The following is a 15,620-nucleotide window of genomic DNA, read 5'->3' on the forward strand; positions in this document are numbered from 1 at the left end:
GCCCCGGCCCTTCTCCAGGCTGCGGCCCCGGCTCGGCGACCGGCACCAGCCCGTGGTCCGGCGTCGGCACGGGCTCCGGCTCCGACTCGGTCGGCCGCTCAAACGCACCCCACCGATCCACCTCCGGCCCGGACGACGACTCAGACTCGCCCCCGGCCCACGGCCCCGGCCCTTCTCCAGGCTGCGGCCCCGGCTCGGCGACCGGCACCAGCCCGTGGTCCGGCGTCGGCACGGGCTCCGGCTCCGACTCGGTCGGCCGCTCAAGCGCACCCCACCGATCCACCTCCGGCCCGGACGACGACTCAGACTCGCCCCCGGCCCACGGCCCCGGCTCTTCTCCAGGCTGCGGCCCCGGCTCGGCGACCGGCACCAGCCCGTGGTCCGGCTTCGTGGGGGTCGGCTGTTTCTCGGGCGGGGGCGGTGACGCCACGGCGGCCGCGGGGGCGGCCTCGGCCGGTTCGGGCCGCGAAGCGCCTGGTCCTCGTCCCAGCGCGCGCCTGCGGCCGGCGCCTGGGCCGGGGGCGGGAGCGTCGTTCGAGGTCATAGCCGTCGCAGGCTATCGCTTGGCGCCCCCGAGGCCGACTACCGACCCCGCAGCCGCCGTACCAGGATGCTCGCGTCCCCTCGGGACTCCAGGTCGGCCAGGACCACGGCGACCGCCTCGCGGACGATGCGGCCGCGGTCGACGGCGAGGCCGTGCTCGCCTCTGAGGACCAGCCGCGCGTGCTCGAGGTCCATGAGTTCCTCGGCGGAGACGTACACGGTGATCTTCTCGTCGTGCCGCTCGCGCCCGCTGGGCCGCCGGTTGGCCGCCCGCCCGCGCTTGCGGGGCTGTGCGGCCGCCGCGGGGGCGGAGGCGGCAGAAGAACCTTCCTGCGCCGTCTGCCGCCGGGCCGGCCGGGTGCGGGACTCGCCGGCCTCGGCCGCTTCCGCCTCCGCCGCTACGTGCTCCGCGCCCTCTCCGTCACCGCCCTGGACGGGCACCGACGGCGGCACGTCCTCGGCGGCGGCCACATCGTCGCTCTCCCCCGCGGGAGCCGGCACCCGGGCCTCACCGTTTGCCCCGCGCCGGGGCGTGGACGGCTGGAGCGCCATCCCCCCTGTCGTACGGAACAGTTCGTCGGCCCCGGGCAGACTCACTCGGCGTGACACCGGGCGAGCACCTCCCTGGCGAGCTGGCGATAGGCGGCGGCACCGACGGAGTTGGAGGCGTACGTGGTGATCGGCTCACCGGCGACCGTGGTCTCCGGGAAGCGGACCGTGCGGCCGATGACCGTGTGGTAGACGTGGTCGTCGAACGCCTCGACCACACGGGCCAGCACCTCGCGGCTGTGGACCGTGCGCGAGTCGTACATCGTGGCGAGGATGCCGTCCAGTTCCAGCTCGGGGTTGAGCCGCTCCTGGACCTTCTCGATGGTCTCGGTGAGCAACGCGACACCGCGGAGAGCGAAGAACTCGCACTCCAGGGGGACGATCACCTTGTGGGCGGCGGTCAGCGCGTTCACCGTGAGCAGGCCGAGCGAGGGCTGGCAGTCGATCACGATGTAGTCGTAGTCGGCCAGCAGCGGCTTGAGCGCCCGCTGGAGGGTCGACTCGCGCGCGACCTCGGAGACCAGCTGGACCTCGGCGGCCGACAGGTCGATGTTGGAGGGCAGCAGGTCCATGTTGGGGACCGCCGTCTTCAGCAGGACCTCGTCCGCGGACATGCCCCGCTCCATGAGCAGGTTGTAGACGGTGAGGTCGAGCTCCATCGGGTTGACGCCGAGACCGACCGACAGCGCGCCCTGCGGGTCGAAGTCCACGAGCAGCACGCGTCGGCCGTACTCCGCGAGCGCGGCACCCAGGTTGATGGTCGACGTCGTCTTGCCGACGCCGCCCTTCTGGTTGCACATCGCGATGATCGTCGCGGGGCCGTGACTGGTCAGCGGGCCCGGGATCGGGAAGTACGGCAGCGGGCGTCCGGTCGGGCCGACGCGCTCACGGCGCTGACGGGCAGCGTCGGGCGCGAGCGTGGCCGCGTACTCGGGGTCGGGCTCGTACTCGGCGTCGGGGTCGTAGAAGTGCCCCTCGGGCAGTTCGTCGTAGTCGGCGAAGTGGTTGTGGGGCGCGCCACTTCCGTCGCCGGCCATGGCGTTCACGTGATGGCCATCCATGCTCTGGTGTGCTGTCCGGGCGGTCTGCGGTCCCGGACTCTGGTGGGCTGCGAAGGTGCGCACAGCTACGGAGCCGACAGCCTCGAATCCCTCGGGGCCCTGGCCCCGTACAGGCATTCCTGGTTGACCACCCCCGGGAGAAAATGTCGACTCATTCACAAGTCGTCTTACCTCCTTGGTGACCAGGGAACTTCTAGACAAGGTCAGCGTGGCACCATGCCGACGGTTGGCGACTCTATGGCGTGTCGGCGGTCCGCAGCAACACAATCCGCCGGACCCGGCAGGATGTGTCGGCAATGAAACATCCCGCTGTCAAGGGCGTACGGCCGTCGCACAGCAGGTTTCACCGGTGTGCGAATCGGTCGAAGGGTTACGTTCGAGGCGAGTTGACCGAGAGTCGCAAAGTGACCATACACACATCCGGCCGGACCTTGTCGGGCAAGGTCCGGCCGGGTGCGCACTGTTGACGACCTGTGTTGACGTATCGCCTTTTACCTTTCGGTGACTTAGCGACTCGCCAGGCCGCAGGGGTCAGCCGAGCAGGGAGTCCAGCTCCACGTGCTCCAGGCCGTGCGCCTCGGCGACCTCCTTGTAAACGACCTTGCCGTCATGGGTGTTGAGACCCTTGGCGAGCGCGGCGTCGCGGCGCAGCGCCTCGACCCAGCCGTTGTTGGCCAGCGAGACGATGTACGGCAGCGTGGCGTTGGTGAGGGCGTTGGTGGAGGTGTTCGGCACCGCGCCCGGCATGTTGGCGACGCAGTAGAAGACCGAGTTGTGGACCCGGAAGGTCGGCTCGGCGTGCGTGGTGGGACGCGAGTCCTCGAAGCAGCCGCCCTGGTCGATCGCGATGTCGACAAGAACACTTCCGGGCTTCATGCGGGACACCAGCTCGTTGGTGACCAGCTTGGGGGCCTTGGCGCCCGGGATGAGGACGGCGCCGATGACGAGGTCGGCGTCGAGGACGGCCTTCTCCAGCTCGAAGGAGTTGGACATGACCGCCTTGACCTTCGTACCGAAGATCTTGTCGGCCTCGCGCAGCTTGTTGATGTCGCGGTCCAGCAGGGTGACCTCGAAGCCCATGCCGATGGCGATCTGGGCGGCGTTCCAGCCGGAGACACCGCCGCCGATGACGACGGCCTTGGCCGGGGTCACGCCCGGGACGCCGCCCGGCAGCACGCCGCGGCCGCCGGCCGGACGCATCAGGTGGTAGGCGCCGACCTGCGGGGCCAGACGGCCCGCGACCTCGGACATCGGGGCGAGCAGCGGCAGCGCGCGGTTCGGCAGCTCGACGGTCTCGTAGGCGATGGCCGTGGTGCCGGACTCGATGAGCGCGTCCGTGCACTCCTTGGAGGCGGCCAAGTGCAGGTAGGTGAAGAGGATCTGGTCCTTGCGGAGGCGGTGGTACTCCTCCGCGATGGGCTCCTTGACCTTCAGCAGCAGGTCGGCGGCGGCCCAGACCTCGTCAGCCGTCTCGAGGATCCCGGCGCCGGCGGACACGTACTCGGCGTCCGTGATCGAGGAGCCGAGGCCGGCGCCCCGCTCGATGACGACCTGGTGGCCGTTGCGCACCAGCTCGTGCACACCGGCGGGGGTGATGGCCACCCGGAACTCGTTGTTCTTGACCTCGCGGGGGATGCCGACCTTCACGTCGATCACGGTCCTTGGCTCAGAGGGTATGGGGGGTGCACTACAAGACATACCCAGGCATGCAGGGGCATACCGGGAGACACCGCAGGAGAACGTGCGGCAGAGCCAGTCTAATGAAGGTGTTCCGACTGTCTAGCCTTTCATTGCATCAATCTTCACTGGATGCACTGCGGATTTCGCAGGCGTCCGTGTCCTGTTTCGGACTGGACTCCTCCTCCTGCTGTTCCTCGTGCAGCATGCGCTCCGCCATCGCGCGGTGCAGGTGGGCGGCCGTGGGGTCGCCGAGCCGGTCCAGGGTGTCGGCCAGCCGGAGCTGCAGCGCGGCCTGCAACCGGACCTCCTCGGCACGCCGCGCCCACTCCACCGCCTCCTGGCAGGTGCGCAGCGACTCCTCGGGCCGTCCCGCGTACTCCTGGACCCGGGCCACTTCGCTCAACGCCCGTGCGTGGGCGGCGACATCACCGTTCTTGCGGTACCCGGCGGCGGCCGCCCGCCAGTTCCTGAGCGCCTCGCCGTAGCGGCCCGCGTAGGTGTGCGCGGTGGCGATCCGGCCGTACAGCCGGGCGGCCTCCGCGCGCTCGCCCCGGGCCAGCCGCTCGGCGAGGGCCCGGCCGAACCAGTCGGCGGCCCGGTCGTAGTCCCCCAGCTCCTGGTGGGCGCCGCCTACGGATTCCATCGCGCGGCGGGTCGCATAGGGGTCGTTTGCTTCGCGTGCGGCGTCCAGGGCGGCCCGGTAGCGGGCCAGCGCGGCCTGGGTGCGGCCGGTCTGCGCGTCCAGATCGCCCAGGTTCAGCAGGGCCGCGGCCTTCTCCCGGTGCAGCCCGCGCCGCTCGGCGACGTCCAGGACGAGGCCGTGAACGCCGTACAGGTCGGGGGCGGCCGCCTGCGTGCCGAAGTGCGCCGCCATGGCCCTGACCAGCTGGGACATCAGCCGGCGGGCGAGGGTGTCCAGCTCCCCGTCGGCCACGGCCAGGCGGACGGCGGCCAGCAGGGCGGGCCTGCGCACGCGCAGCCACTCGGCGGCCGCGCGCGGGGTGGGGAAGCGGAGCGCCGGGGGCGTCTCCTGCAGCTTCTCCCGTGCCTGCGGGCGGTCCGTCTCGGTGATCGCCCGGCACGACTGCAGCAGCCGTACGGTCCGCTCCAGCATGCGGGCCCGGGCCAGCTGGAGCTCGGCCGGGCGTTCCTGGCTCTCGGCGAGGGAGCGCAGCAGCGGGTGCAGACAGCCGGGGACGTCGTACTCGGGCAGCGGGGAGTCCACGGCGCGCAGCAGGCCGAGCAGGACGAAGTCGTCGAGGGCGGCGCGGGCGGCGTCCACCGAGCAGCCGGCCAGGGCCGAGGCGGTGTGCGGGTCGATCAGGCCGGCCGGGGCGAGGGAGAGCAGGCGCAGTATCCGGGCGGCGGAGCCGGGCAGCTGGTCGTAGACGAGCCGGAAGACACGGGCGAGCGGGGTGCTCTCGGTGCCCTCGGCTCCCTCGGCACCCTCGGCGGCGTAGGTGTGCATCCGCTTGGCGAGGTCGGAGACGGCCGCCTGGGGCCGGGAGGCGAGCCAGCCGCCGGCCAGGGTGAGCGCGGCCGGATGGCCCTGGCAGGCCTCGGCCAGGCTCTCGGCGGAGCGCGGATCGACGGTGATGCGGACGGAGCCGGTGTAGCGGGCGAGGAGTTCCACCGCCGACTTGGTGTCGAGGCCCCCGAGGGTGCAGGGCCGGACGTCGGCGATGCCGGTGAGCGGGCCGCCCGAGACGGCGAGCACCAGACAGTCCGGGGCCTCGGGCAGCAGCGCGTCGACCTGCTCGGCACCGGCCGCGTCGTCCAGCAGGAGCAGCGCGCGCCGCTCGGCGAGGGCCGCGCGCAGCGCCTCGGTCAGGTCGTCCTCGCCGGCTCCGGCGGGTGCCCGCACCTCCAGCGCGGCGAGCAGCTCGCGGGCGGCGCGCTCGATCGGTACCGGGGTGCCGTCGGGCTCGCTGAGCCGGGCCCGCAGCACTCCGTCGGGGTAACGCTCGGCGATCTGCCGTACGAGTTCCCCGGCGAGGGCAGTGCGGCCGGAGCCGGGGCGGCCCGCGATGAGGAGCACGCGCGCGCGGGGGGCTTTCCGGCCGGAGAGCGTGTCCAGGCCCGCGCGCTCGATGTCGGCGCGCAGTTCCTTCAACTCCCGTGTGCGGCCCAGGAAATGGTCCTGCACCGCTGGAGACGCCGACAGCCGCAGGTCGCCTGTGTCCACCGCCTGATCCGTCACGGGCCACACTCCCGTCCCACCGCGCGCGCAAGCCCGCCGGGTCCTTCCGGTACGGGCGTCGCCCCTGCTCTTCGGCTCACTCGCGAAGAGCCTAGTTCACGCTCTGCGACGTTCCGTGAGGAGCGCGGCGGACGCATCCCCCGATCGGATCAGGCGATCGTCACACCAATGCGCGAACGGGTGAGTTCAGGAAGCGAACGGACGCGCGGGCCACGGCGCGTCGGCCGGGCGCAGGGAGTCCAGACCGTCCCCGCCCCGCGCGGCGACCAGGGAGAGGACGCCCACGACGAGGCAGTTGTTGTGCACGTCACCGGCGAGCACCCGGTGCACCAGTTCGTCGACCGGCACGCGCGCGTACTCCATGGCGGTCTCCTCGTGCTCCGTCTCGAAGCGCTCACCCTCGGCCTCGGAGAGATTCCGGGCGAGGAAGATCCGCACGGCCTCGTCGCAGCCGCCGGGGGTGGTGTACACATCGGTCAGCACCCGCCAGTCCTCGGCCTTGACGTGCGCCTCCTCGTACAGCTCGCGCTGGGCGCCGTGCAGCGGGTTCTCGCCCGGCACGTCCAGCAGGCCGGCCGGGATCTCCCACAGCTTGTGCCGCACCGGGTGGCGGTACTGGTTGATGAGCAGGACCCGGTCCTCCTCGTCCAGGGCGAGGACGGCGACCGAGCCGGGGTGCACCTGGTAGTCGCGGCGGGCCACCGAGCCGTCGGGCATGACCACCTCGTCCGTGCGGACGGAGGTCTTGTTGCCCCTGAAGGGGGTCTCCGTCGAGCGGATCTCCCACTCCTCGGGGGTGTCCTTGATCGTCATGCCCTGTCCTTCCGCACGCCTTTGAAGACCGGCCAGATGAAAGCCGGGGTGCTCACCTTGTGAAGGTATGCACCCCGGCCACCGTACAACTGGTGTGTTACTTGGAATTCTTCCGCTCGACCGCGGCCTTCACCAGGCCGGCGAACAGCGGGTGCGGACGGGTCGGCCGCGAGCGCAGCTCGGGGTGCGCCTGCGTGGCGACCAGGTAGGGGTGGGTCTCGCGCGGGTACTCGACGTACTCGACGAGCTTGCCGTCCGGCGAGGTGCCCGAGAAGAGGATGCCCGCCTGCTTCTCCAGCTCAGCGCGGTAGGCGTTGTTCACCTCGTAGCGGTGACGGTGCCGCTCCTCGACGTACTCCTTGCCGTCGTACACCTCGCGCACGATGGAGCCCTCGGCCAGCTTCGCCGGGTACATGCCGAGCCGCATGGTGCCGCCCATGTCACCCTCACCGGCGACGATGTCCATCTGCTCGGCCATGGTGGAGATGACCGGGTGGCCGGTGGCCGGGTCGAACTCGGTGGAGTTGGCGTCCGGGATGTCGGCCAGGTTGCGCGCGGCCTCGATCACGATGCACTGGAGGCCGAGGCACAGGCCGAGCAGCGGGATCTTGTTCTCGCGGGCGAAGCGGATGGCGCCGACCTTGCCGAGCACACCGCGGTCGCCGAAGCCGCCCGGGATGCAGATGCCGTCGACGTCACCGAGCTGGGCCTTGGCGCCGGCCGGGGTCTTGCAGTCGTCCGAGGTGACCCACTTGATCTTCACCCGGGCCTTGTTGGCGAAGCCGCCCGCGCGCAGCGCCTCGGTGACCGACAGGTAGGCGTCGGGCAGGTCGATGTACTTGCCGACCAGGGCGAGGGTGATCTCGTGGTCGGGGTTGTGGACGCGGTCGAGCAGGTCGTCCCAGGTCGTCCAGTCCACGTCCCGGAAGGGCAGGTCGAGCTTGCGGACGACGTAGGCGTCCAGGCCCTCGGTGTGCACGACCTTCGGGATGTCGTAGATCGAGCGGGCGTCCGGGCAGGCGACGACGGCGGCCTCGTCCACGTCGCACATCAGCGAGATCTTGCGCTTGATCGCGGTCGGCACCTCGCGGTCGCAGCGCAGCACGATCGCGTCGGGCTGGATGCCGATGTTGCGCAGGGCGGCGACGGAGTGCTGGGTCGGCTTGGTCTTCAGCTCGCCGGAGGGGCCGATGTAGGGCAGCAGCGAGATGTGGACGACGAAGACGTTGTCCCGGCCGACCTCGTGGCGGACCTGGCGGACGGTCTCCAGGAACGGCAGCGACTCGATGTCGCCGACCGTGCCGCCGACCTCGGTGATGACGACGTCCACCTCGTCGGTGGCCATGCGCCGGATGCGGTGCTTGATCTCGTTGGTGATGTGCGGGATGACCTGCACGGTGTCGCCCAGGTACTCGCCGCGGCGCTCCTTGGCGATCACGGTCGAGTAGACCTGGCCGGTGGTGACGTTGGCACTGCCGTCCAAGTCGCGGTCGAGGAAGCGCTCGTAGTGTCCGATGTCCAGGTCGGTCTCGGCGCCGTCGTTGGTGACGAAGACCTCACCGTGCTGGAAGGGGTTCATCGTGCCCGGGTCGACGTTCAGGTACGGGTCGAGCTTCTGCATCACGACGCGCAGGCCGCGAGCCTTGAGCAGCATGCCCAGGCTGGAGGCGGTGAGGCCCTTGCCGAGCGAGGAGGCGACACCCCCGGTGACGAAGATGTGCTTGGTCGTCGTGGATTTGGGCGGCATGGCCAAGAGGGGGCTCCCGTGGTCGCTGTCTGTGATGCGGTACGGCTGCCGACCCGAATTTTTCCGGGGGTGCCGTCGCTGCGGTTCGGGGGTTTTTCGCCCACCGGTCCACGGGCTACCAGCGTATCAGCGCCTCGGCGGGATGGCTCCCGGCCACGCTCCGCGCTCGCGTCGACACGGAATCCGCACACCTCCCGTCACACACGTCGACACAGGCACGCACCGGACACACGGGTTTCATCCGCTGGTCACCCGTTCGGCCCACACGGGTTGCCCGGAGCGGCACGCAGATCATCTACGTGCGTCGTATCCTGCTCGGACACTCGCTGCCGAGCCCGGCCGGAAACGACGGCACACCCCCGCCTGCATCACCCGGAACAACGAGAGCGCGGCAGTTCGTTGAGCAAAGACTGTCGTTTTGCCTCAGGGCTCGGCGGGCTGCTTTGCTTCACCGCTCAACGACGCATAACAACGACCCCTTGACCGCACTAGCGACAGCCCCCCTGCGCGGGGGTGACGTGGCCGTTCGACTGGAGTTGCACGTGGCCGGGCGCATCGAAGATTACGCACTCATCGGAGACATGCAGACCGCGGCACTGGTCTGCCGGGACGGCACAGTCGACTGGCTGTGCCTGCCCCGCTTCGACTCGCATGCCATCTTCGCCGGCCTGCTGGGCACCGAAGAGCACGGCTTCTGGCGGCTCGGCCCGGCGCACGCGGCCGACTCGCCGCCGCCCACGGCCGCCCGGCGGACCTACCGGGGCGACTCGCTGATCCTGGAGTCGGAGTGGGACACCCCGCGCGGCACCGTGCGGGTGACCGATTTCATGCCTCCGCGTGACGGTGCCCCGCAGCTGATCAGGATCGTGGAGGGCGTCACCGGCCGGGTGCCGATGCGCTCGGCCCTGCGGATGCGGTTCTCCTACGGCCGGGTGGTGCCCTGGGTGCACAAGCACGAGGGCCGGACGGTGGCGGTGGCCGGCCCCGACTCCGTGTGGTTCGACACGGAGGCCGAGACCTACGGCAAGTCGCTGACGACCTACGCCGACTTCACGGTCGCCCCGGGGGACCGGATCGCGTTCACGATCTCGTGGGAGCCCTCGCACAAGGAGCCGCCGGCCCTTCCGGAGCCGGAGCAGTCGCTGGAGGCGACGGAGAACTTCTGGCGCGAGTGGGTCGAGCACTGTACGTACCACGGCCCGTACCGCGAGGCGGTGGTCCGCTCCCTGATCACGCTGAAGGCGCTGACGTACGCCCCCACGGGCGGCATCGTCGCGGCCCCCACCACCTCCCTGCCGGAGGACATCGGCGGCGTCCGCAACTGGGACTACCGCTACACGTGGCTGCGGGACGCGGCGATCACCCTGTCCTCCCTGCTGCGCACCGGCTACCGCGAGGAGGCCCGTGCCTGGCGCGAGTGGCTGCTGCGCGCGGTCGCCGGCGACCCGGAGAACCTGCAGATCATGTACGGCATCGCCGGTGAGCGCGAGCTGGGCGAGGCCGAGCTGGACTGGCTGCCCGGCTACGAGAGCTCCGCCCCGGTCCGGGTCGGCAACGGCGCGGCCCACCAGCTCCAGCTGGACGTGTACGGCGAGGTCACCGAGGCCCTGCACCTGGCACACATGACGGGCCTGGCCCGCAACGACTACGCCTCCCTGCTCCAGCTGAAGCTGATCCGCTACCTGGAGGACCACTGGCAGGAGCCGGACGAGGGCATCTGGGAGGTGCGCGGCCCGCGCCGCCACTTCGTGCACTCGAAGGTGATGGCCTGGGTGGCGGTGGACCGCACCATCAAGCTGATCGAGTCCGGGGACGCGGACGGCCCGCTGGAGCGCTGGAAGGAACTGCGCGACGACATCCACCGGGACGTGTGCGAGAAGGGCTACGACCAGGAGCGCAACACGTTCACCCAGTCCTACGGCTCCAAGGAGCTGGACGCCTCGCTGCTGCTGATTCCGCAGATGGGCTTCCTGCCGCCGGACGACAAGCGGGTGATCGGCACCATCGAGGCGATCCAGCGCGAGCTGTCCACCCCGGACGGGTTCATCCTGCGCTACCCGACGGAGGGCGAGGACGAGGGCGTCGACGGCCTGCCGGGCGACGAGGGCGCCTTCCTGGCCTGCTCGTTCTGGATGGCGGACGACCTGGCGATGATCGGCCGGGTGGACGAGGCCCGCAAGCTGTTCGAGAAGCTCCTCGCGCTGCGCAACGACCTCGGCCTGCTCGCCGAGGAGTGGGACCCGCGCCTGCAGCGCCAGGTCGGCAACTTCCCGCAGGCCTTCAGCCACGTCCCGCTGATCGACACGGCGCTGCGGCTGACGGCTTCGGGGGCATACGGCGGGTAGCGCTCCGCCGGCGGAGCCGTGAGAAGCCGTCGGTTGTCTTCCGGTTCATGGTGGCTGGTCGTGCCGGCGCGGCGGAGCCGCATGTCGACACAGCCCTGCACCCCTAGGCTGAAACCGAGCAGATCCCCCTTCCCGGAAAGGGGGCGGCCATGGCTTCCTTCTCGAAGGCGCGCACGGCCCTTGCAGCCCTGCGCGAGGGCCTGTCCGGCGCGGTGTTCGCACCCGGGGATCCGGGCTACGACCAGGCCCGTACCGCGTTCACCGCGCTGCCCGAGCGGCGGCCGGCCGTGGTCGCGCAGTGCGCGGACGAGGCCGATGTGGTCCGGGCGGTGCGCTTCGGGAGGGAACTGGACCTCCGGATCGCGGTGCGCGGCGGCGGGCACGGTCTGGTCGGCGCCCTGGTCGACGGGGCGCTCGTGGTGGACCTGCGCCGGATGCGCCGGGTGACCGTCGATCCGGCGGCCGCGGCCGTCCGCATCGAGGGCGGCGCCACGGCCGGCGATGTGGACCGGGCCACCCGGCGCCGGGGCCTCGACGCGGGCGGGGCCCGCAGCCCGGCCGTCGGCATGGGCGGCCTCGTGCTGGCCGGCGGCCTCGGCCGGCTGGACCGCAGCATCGGCCTCGCCGTCGACCATCTGCTCGGCGTGGAACTGGTGACCGCTGGTGCCGAGCGGGTACGGGCCGGTGCCCAGGAGCACCCGGAGCTGTTCTGGGCGCTGCATGGCGGCGGCGGCAATTTCGGCATCGCCACCGCCCTCACGCTGAGGCTGCACCGGCTGCCGGAGGTCTGTTCGGCGCTGCTGCTGTGCCTGCCCCGGTTCGGCCCCGCCGTGATCCGTGCCTTCCGCGAGGTCGTCCGCACCGGCCCCGACCGGGTGGGCGGCGCCGTCACGCAGGTGACCGTGGACCGGCCGATGTGCGCCGTGCTCCTGACGTACGCGGGCGACGAGGCGGATCTGCGCAGGCTGGCCGCGCCGCTGCTGGCGGTGCCGCACGAGGCGGAGGTGTGGGGCGCCGAGGCGCACCCTCCGCCGGACTCGCCGTCCGGGCTGCGTGCCCACTGGTCGGCGGAGTGCCTGGCCGCACTGCCCGACGAGCTGGTGGACCTCTTCTGCGCCCGCGCGGAGGCGAGGCCGGTGCCCGCCTGGTCGCGGCACCTGCTCTTCCCGCTCGGCGGCGCGGTCGCCGCCGGACCCGCCGGGTACCCGGTGCCGTACCGGGACGCGGCCTGGGTGGTGCATCCCTTCGCCTGCTGGGCGGACCCGGCCGACGACGAGCGGGCCCTCGCCTGGGTGCGGGAGGCCCGTGCCGACGTCCGACCCTGGAGCACGGGCGCCGTCTGTCTCGCTCTCGTCGGCGACGAGGGCCCCGAGCGCGTGCGCGCGGGTCTGGGCGCCGGGAACCTGCTGCGGCTGGAGAAGGTGAAGCGGGCCTACGACCCCGACAACGTGTTCCGCTTCAACCACAACATCCGGCCGGTGTAGCCCGGAGATGTTCTCCGGGCGTATCCGCAGGTAGCGTCCGCTGCATGGACAGCGGTACGGAGAGCAGATTCGCCACCCAGGGCGCCGGGATCACCGTTCAGCGGGCGCTGGAACTGCCGGGGCTGCGCAGCGGACTCCCGGAGATCGTGGCGGGCGCCGACCGGCTGGGGCGCACCGTGCGCTGGGTGCACGCGGGCGAGGTGCCGAACATCGCCTCGCTGCTCAAGGGCGGCGAACTGCTGCTCACCACCGGCTACGGCCTCGGCACCCGCCCGGCCGAGCAGCGGGCGTTCGTGCGCACGCTGGCCGAGCGCGGCATCGCGGCCCTGGTGGTCGAGCTGGGCCCGCGCTTCACCCGGCTGCCCGCCGCCCTGGTGGACACCGCCCGCGGCGCGGGGCTGCCGCTGGTCCAGCTGCACCGCGAGGTGCCGTTCGTCACCGTCACCGAGGAGATCCACACCGAGATCGTCAACAGGCACTATGCGCTGCTCCAGCAGGCCGAGGAGGTGCATCGGCGGTGTACCGAGGCACTGTTGGGCGGTGGCGGGGTGCCGCAGGTGCTGGGCATCCTGGCCGACTTCGGCGCCAACCCGGTGTTCCTGGAGACGGCGGACGGCCGGCTGCTGTATGCCGCCGGTTCCGGCCCTCAGGGTGCGGATCCGTTGCAGGTGTGGGAGGGGCTGCGCGGACCGCACAAGGATGCGCCGCCGCCGGCCGGTTCGGTGCTCGTGGACGTGCCCGGCGGCGGCCTGGGCGCGGGGGCGGTACGGGCCCGGCTGGTGCTGCTGCCGGTGTGTTCGCCGCTGGCTCCGGTGCACCGGATCGCCGCCGAGCGGGCCGCGGGCATCCTGGCCGTGGTGCTGATGCAGGCCCGGCAGGAGGAGGAGCTGGCGGCGCGCGGCCGCGGCGACTTCCTCACCGACCTGGCCGAGGGCAGGATCACGGCGGAGGATGCGCCGGCCCAGGCCCGGGTCCTCGGTTTCAAGCCCGGCAACAGCCCGCTGCTGCCCGTGGTGATGCGCGTCGGTGACTCCCTGTCCCCCGGCGGCGGCTGGGCGGTGCTGGCGCGCGCGGTCGCCGAGGAGCTGGCCTCGGTGGGGGTGCCGGTGCTGCTGGGCGTCAGGCCGGTCGAAGGCCGGGTCCCGGTGCTGCTCGGGCTGCGCTCGGAGTCGGAGCGGCCGGCGGTCGCGGACCGGGTGGCGGCGGCGCTGCGGGCGGGCGTCGAGCGGGCCGGGATGCAGCGGCCGGGCGCCCCGCCGCCGGTGGTGGTGGTCGGGGTGGCCGGCGGCTGGGCGGCCGCGTCGGCCGGGCTGCGGCACGCGGCCGAGACGGCGACGGCGGCACAGGGCCTGACCGACCGCCCCTGGTACGACGCCCGCCGCCTGGACATCGACCTCCTTCTGTGGCGGCTGCGCGACCACCCGGACCTGGCGGCTTTCGTGGACCGCGCGATCGGCCCGCTGCGCGACCACGACCACCGCTCCAAGCCGCCGCTGCTGCCCACCCTGGAGACCTACCTGGCGCACGCGGGCCGCAAGGCGGAGACCGCCCGCGAGCTGCACCTCAACCGCCAGACCCTGTACAACCGGCTCGCCCGCATCGGGGAGTTGCTGGGCACCGACCTCGACGACCCGCAGACGGTGCTGGCATTGAGCCTCGCCCTGCGGGCACGCCGGCACGTGCCCTAGGCGAGCGGCCTCGGCTGGGTCAACTCGTCGTAGACACTGAGGACTTGGGCGACGGTGTCGTCCTCGGTCGGCCAGGTCGCGGCCTGCCGCATGCCCCGCTCGCGCAGCAGCTCGCGCCGCTCGGGGCTTGCGAGCAGCCGTACGACGGTGTCCGCGAGCGCCTCCGCGTCGCCGTAGGGGACGAGTTCGGCCGCGTCGCCCACAAGGTCGGGGATGCCGCCGACGGCGGTCGCGACGAGCGGTACGCGCGCGTACAGGGCTTCCTGGGCGAGGACGGAACGCGACTCCCATCTGCTGGTCAGCAGCGCCAGGTCGGCGGCCGCGAGCAGCTCGGGCACGTCCTCGCGCCGGCCGATGAGCCGCACCGGCAGCTCCTCGTCCTCGATCCGCCGCTGGAGCTCCGGCCGCAGCGGCCCCTCCCCCGCGACGGCGACTAGCGGTACGGGGTCGAGGTCCCGCCAGGTGCGGGCTGCGTCCAGCAGGACGTCGTAGCCGCGCTGCCGTTCGAGGGAGCCGACGGCCATGAGCAGGGGGCGTCCGGTGGCGCCGAGTTCGGCGCGGATCTTGGGCCGCAGCCGGTCGGGGTCGTCGTGGTCGACGGGCCGGCGCCGCCCGGGCAGGGTCACGGCCGCGAGCCGGGCGTCCCGTGCCCCCGTGCGGCGGGCCCGGTCCACCAGGTCGGAGGTGGTGCCGAGAACCACGGCGGCCGTCCGCACCACGCGCCGCTCCAGCAGCCGCAGCAGATGCGCCCGCGCACCCTCCGCCCGGGCCCGGTTGTGCCAGGTGACCACCAGCGGGGTGTGGCGCCCGCTGAGTGCGAGCACGGCACGGAAGGAGGCGTGCAGCCCATGGGCGTGCACCAGGTCGGCGTCCGTGCAGGCAGCCCGGAGCGCGGCCACGGAGGCCGGGTCGCTGCTGCGCGGGACATGCACGTGGTCGGCGCCGGCCCCGGTGAAGTCGTAGGCGTGGTCCGCCTCGGCGGGGGCGCACACGGTGACCCGCACGCCTCGGGCGACGAGCCCCTCGGCCAGGGAGCGTACGTGCGCGCTGCTGCCGGCGTTGCCTCCGCCCAGCACCTGCACGGTGCGCAGCGGCGACTGGCCGTGCGGTGCGTTGCTGCTCACGGGGCTCACGGGGCCGGGGCTCCTGACTCGGCGCGGGCGGTCACGTAGAAACGTACAGAAGGTAGCGGGCGGAGAGGGGCGGAAGGACGTACCGCGCGCCTCCCGCACGGACTGCGTTCGACCCGCCGCCCGCGCTGCGTAAACCCACCGCCCGCCCTGCGTTCTGTGCCAAGCATGCCAGGACGTACGGCCGTTCCGGGAAATCCGGGGAGGCGCACAGCGCGGCGGGCCGGAGCAGTGCGCCGGAGCACGTCACCCACAAGGGTGAGAACAACACAGCCGCGACCGAGCGGCCTGCGCACGCGTACCCCGAGGCCGGACGCCCACAGCGCCCGCTCCCGGGCCCTCGCCCACGCCCCGCGCACCCGCGCCCGCCGCCACCACGA

The 15,620-nt window shown here is 72.4% G+C and carries 10 protein-coding genes; 3 read left to right on the plus strand and 7 right to left on the minus strand.

Features of this window, described 5'->3' with window-relative positions; all coding sequences use genetic code 11:
- Positions 1 to 582: 582 nt before the first annotated feature.
- The 6 genes from AQI88_RS35225 to AQI88_RS35250 all read right to left on the minus strand — a co-directional run bounded on the left by AQI88_RS35225 (position 583) and on the right by AQI88_RS35250 (position 8,593).
- Positions 583 to 1,152 (minus strand): hypothetical protein, encoded by a 570-nt coding sequence (locus AQI88_RS35225; RefSeq protein WP_067007518.1) that lies wholly within the window; start codon positions 1,150 to 1,152, stop codon positions 583 to 585.
- The gene (locus tag AQI88_RS35230; RefSeq protein WP_079057999.1) at positions 1,137 to 2,270 is read right to left on the minus strand and encodes a ParA family protein; all 1,134 of its coding nucleotides are present in this window, start codon (positions 2,268 to 2,270) and stop codon (positions 1,137 to 1,139) included. Before AQI88_RS35230 ends, AQI88_RS35225 begins: the two co-directional genes overlap by 16 nt.
- 414 nt (positions 2,271 to 2,684) lie before the next feature.
- Entirely contained in the window at positions 2,685 to 3,809 is a 1,125-nt protein-coding gene (gene ald / locus AQI88_RS35235; RefSeq protein WP_067007524.1) for an alanine dehydrogenase, read from the minus strand.
- 139 nt (positions 3,810 to 3,948) lie between these two features.
- Positions 3,949 to 6,033, minus strand: a complete 2,085-nt coding sequence (locus AQI88_RS35240; RefSeq protein ID WP_067007604.1) for a tetratricopeptide repeat protein — start codon at positions 6,031 to 6,033, stop codon at positions 3,949 to 3,951.
- A gap of 186 nt (positions 6,034 to 6,219) precedes the next feature.
- Positions 6,220 to 6,846: an NUDIX domain-containing protein gene (locus AQI88_RS35245; RefSeq protein WP_067007527.1), complete on the minus strand. Its 627-nt coding sequence runs from the start codon at positions 6,844 to 6,846 to the stop codon at positions 6,220 to 6,222.
- 97 nt (positions 6,847 to 6,943) lie between these two features.
- Positions 6,944 to 8,593 carry a CTP synthase gene (locus tag AQI88_RS35250; protein ID WP_067007530.1) on the minus strand — a complete coding sequence of 550 codons (1,650 nt, stop codon included), beginning with the start codon at positions 8,591 to 8,593 and terminating at the stop codon, positions 6,944 to 6,946.
- 542 nt (positions 8,594 to 9,135) lie between these two features.
- Here AQI88_RS35250 and AQI88_RS35255 point away from each other — a divergent pair.
- The 3 genes from AQI88_RS35255 to AQI88_RS35265 all read left to right on the plus strand — a co-directional run bounded on the left by AQI88_RS35255 (position 9,136) and on the right by AQI88_RS35265 (position 14,110).
- Positions 9,136 to 10,938, plus strand: coding sequence for a glycoside hydrolase family 15 protein (locus AQI88_RS35255; protein WP_067007533.1), 1,803 nt, complete (start codon positions 9,136 to 9,138; stop codon positions 10,936 to 10,938).
- Between the two features lie 149 nt (positions 10,939 to 11,087).
- Positions 11,088 to 12,422 (plus strand): FAD-binding oxidoreductase, encoded by a 1,335-nt coding sequence (locus AQI88_RS35260; RefSeq protein WP_067007536.1) that lies wholly within the window; start codon positions 11,088 to 11,090, stop codon positions 12,420 to 12,422.
- 44 nt (positions 12,423 to 12,466) lie between these two features.
- Positions 12,467 to 14,110 (plus strand): PucR family transcriptional regulator, encoded by a 1,644-nt coding sequence (locus tag AQI88_RS35265; RefSeq protein ID WP_067007539.1) that lies wholly within the window; start codon positions 12,467 to 12,469, stop codon positions 14,108 to 14,110.
- On the opposite strand, the gene AQI88_RS35270 is transcribed toward AQI88_RS35265, so the two are convergent.
- Positions 14,107 to 15,243, minus strand: a complete 1,137-nt coding sequence (locus AQI88_RS35270; protein ID WP_067007542.1) for a glycosyltransferase family 4 protein — start codon at positions 15,241 to 15,243, stop codon at positions 14,107 to 14,109. The genes AQI88_RS35265 and AQI88_RS35270 overlap by 4 nt on opposite strands.
- Positions 15,244 to 15,620 lie beyond the last annotated feature (377 nt).

This window comes from Streptomyces cellostaticus, from assembly GCF_001513965.1.
Taxonomy (GTDB): Bacteria; Actinomycetota; Actinomycetes; order Streptomycetales; family Streptomycetaceae; genus Streptomyces; species Streptomyces cellostaticus.

Coding starts and splice junctions, on each gene's coding strand:
- AQI88_RS35230 (WP_079057999.1), bottom strand. CDS start 2,270: ATGCCTGTACGGGGCCAGGGCCCCGAGGGATTCGAGGCTGTCGGCTCC.
- AQI88_RS35245 (WP_067007527.1), bottom strand. CDS start 6,846: ATGACGATCAAGGACACCCCCGAGGAGTGGGAGATCCGCTCGACGGAG.
- AQI88_RS35250 (WP_067007530.1), bottom strand. CDS start 8,593: ATGCCGCCCAAATCCACGACGACCAAGCACATCTTCGTCACCGGGGGT.
- AQI88_RS35260 (WP_067007536.1), top strand. CDS start 11,088: ATGGCTTCCTTCTCGAAGGCGCGCACGGCCCTTGCAGCCCTGCGCGAG.
- AQI88_RS35265 (WP_067007539.1), top strand. CDS start 12,467: ATGGACAGCGGTACGGAGAGCAGATTCGCCACCCAGGGCGCCGGGATC.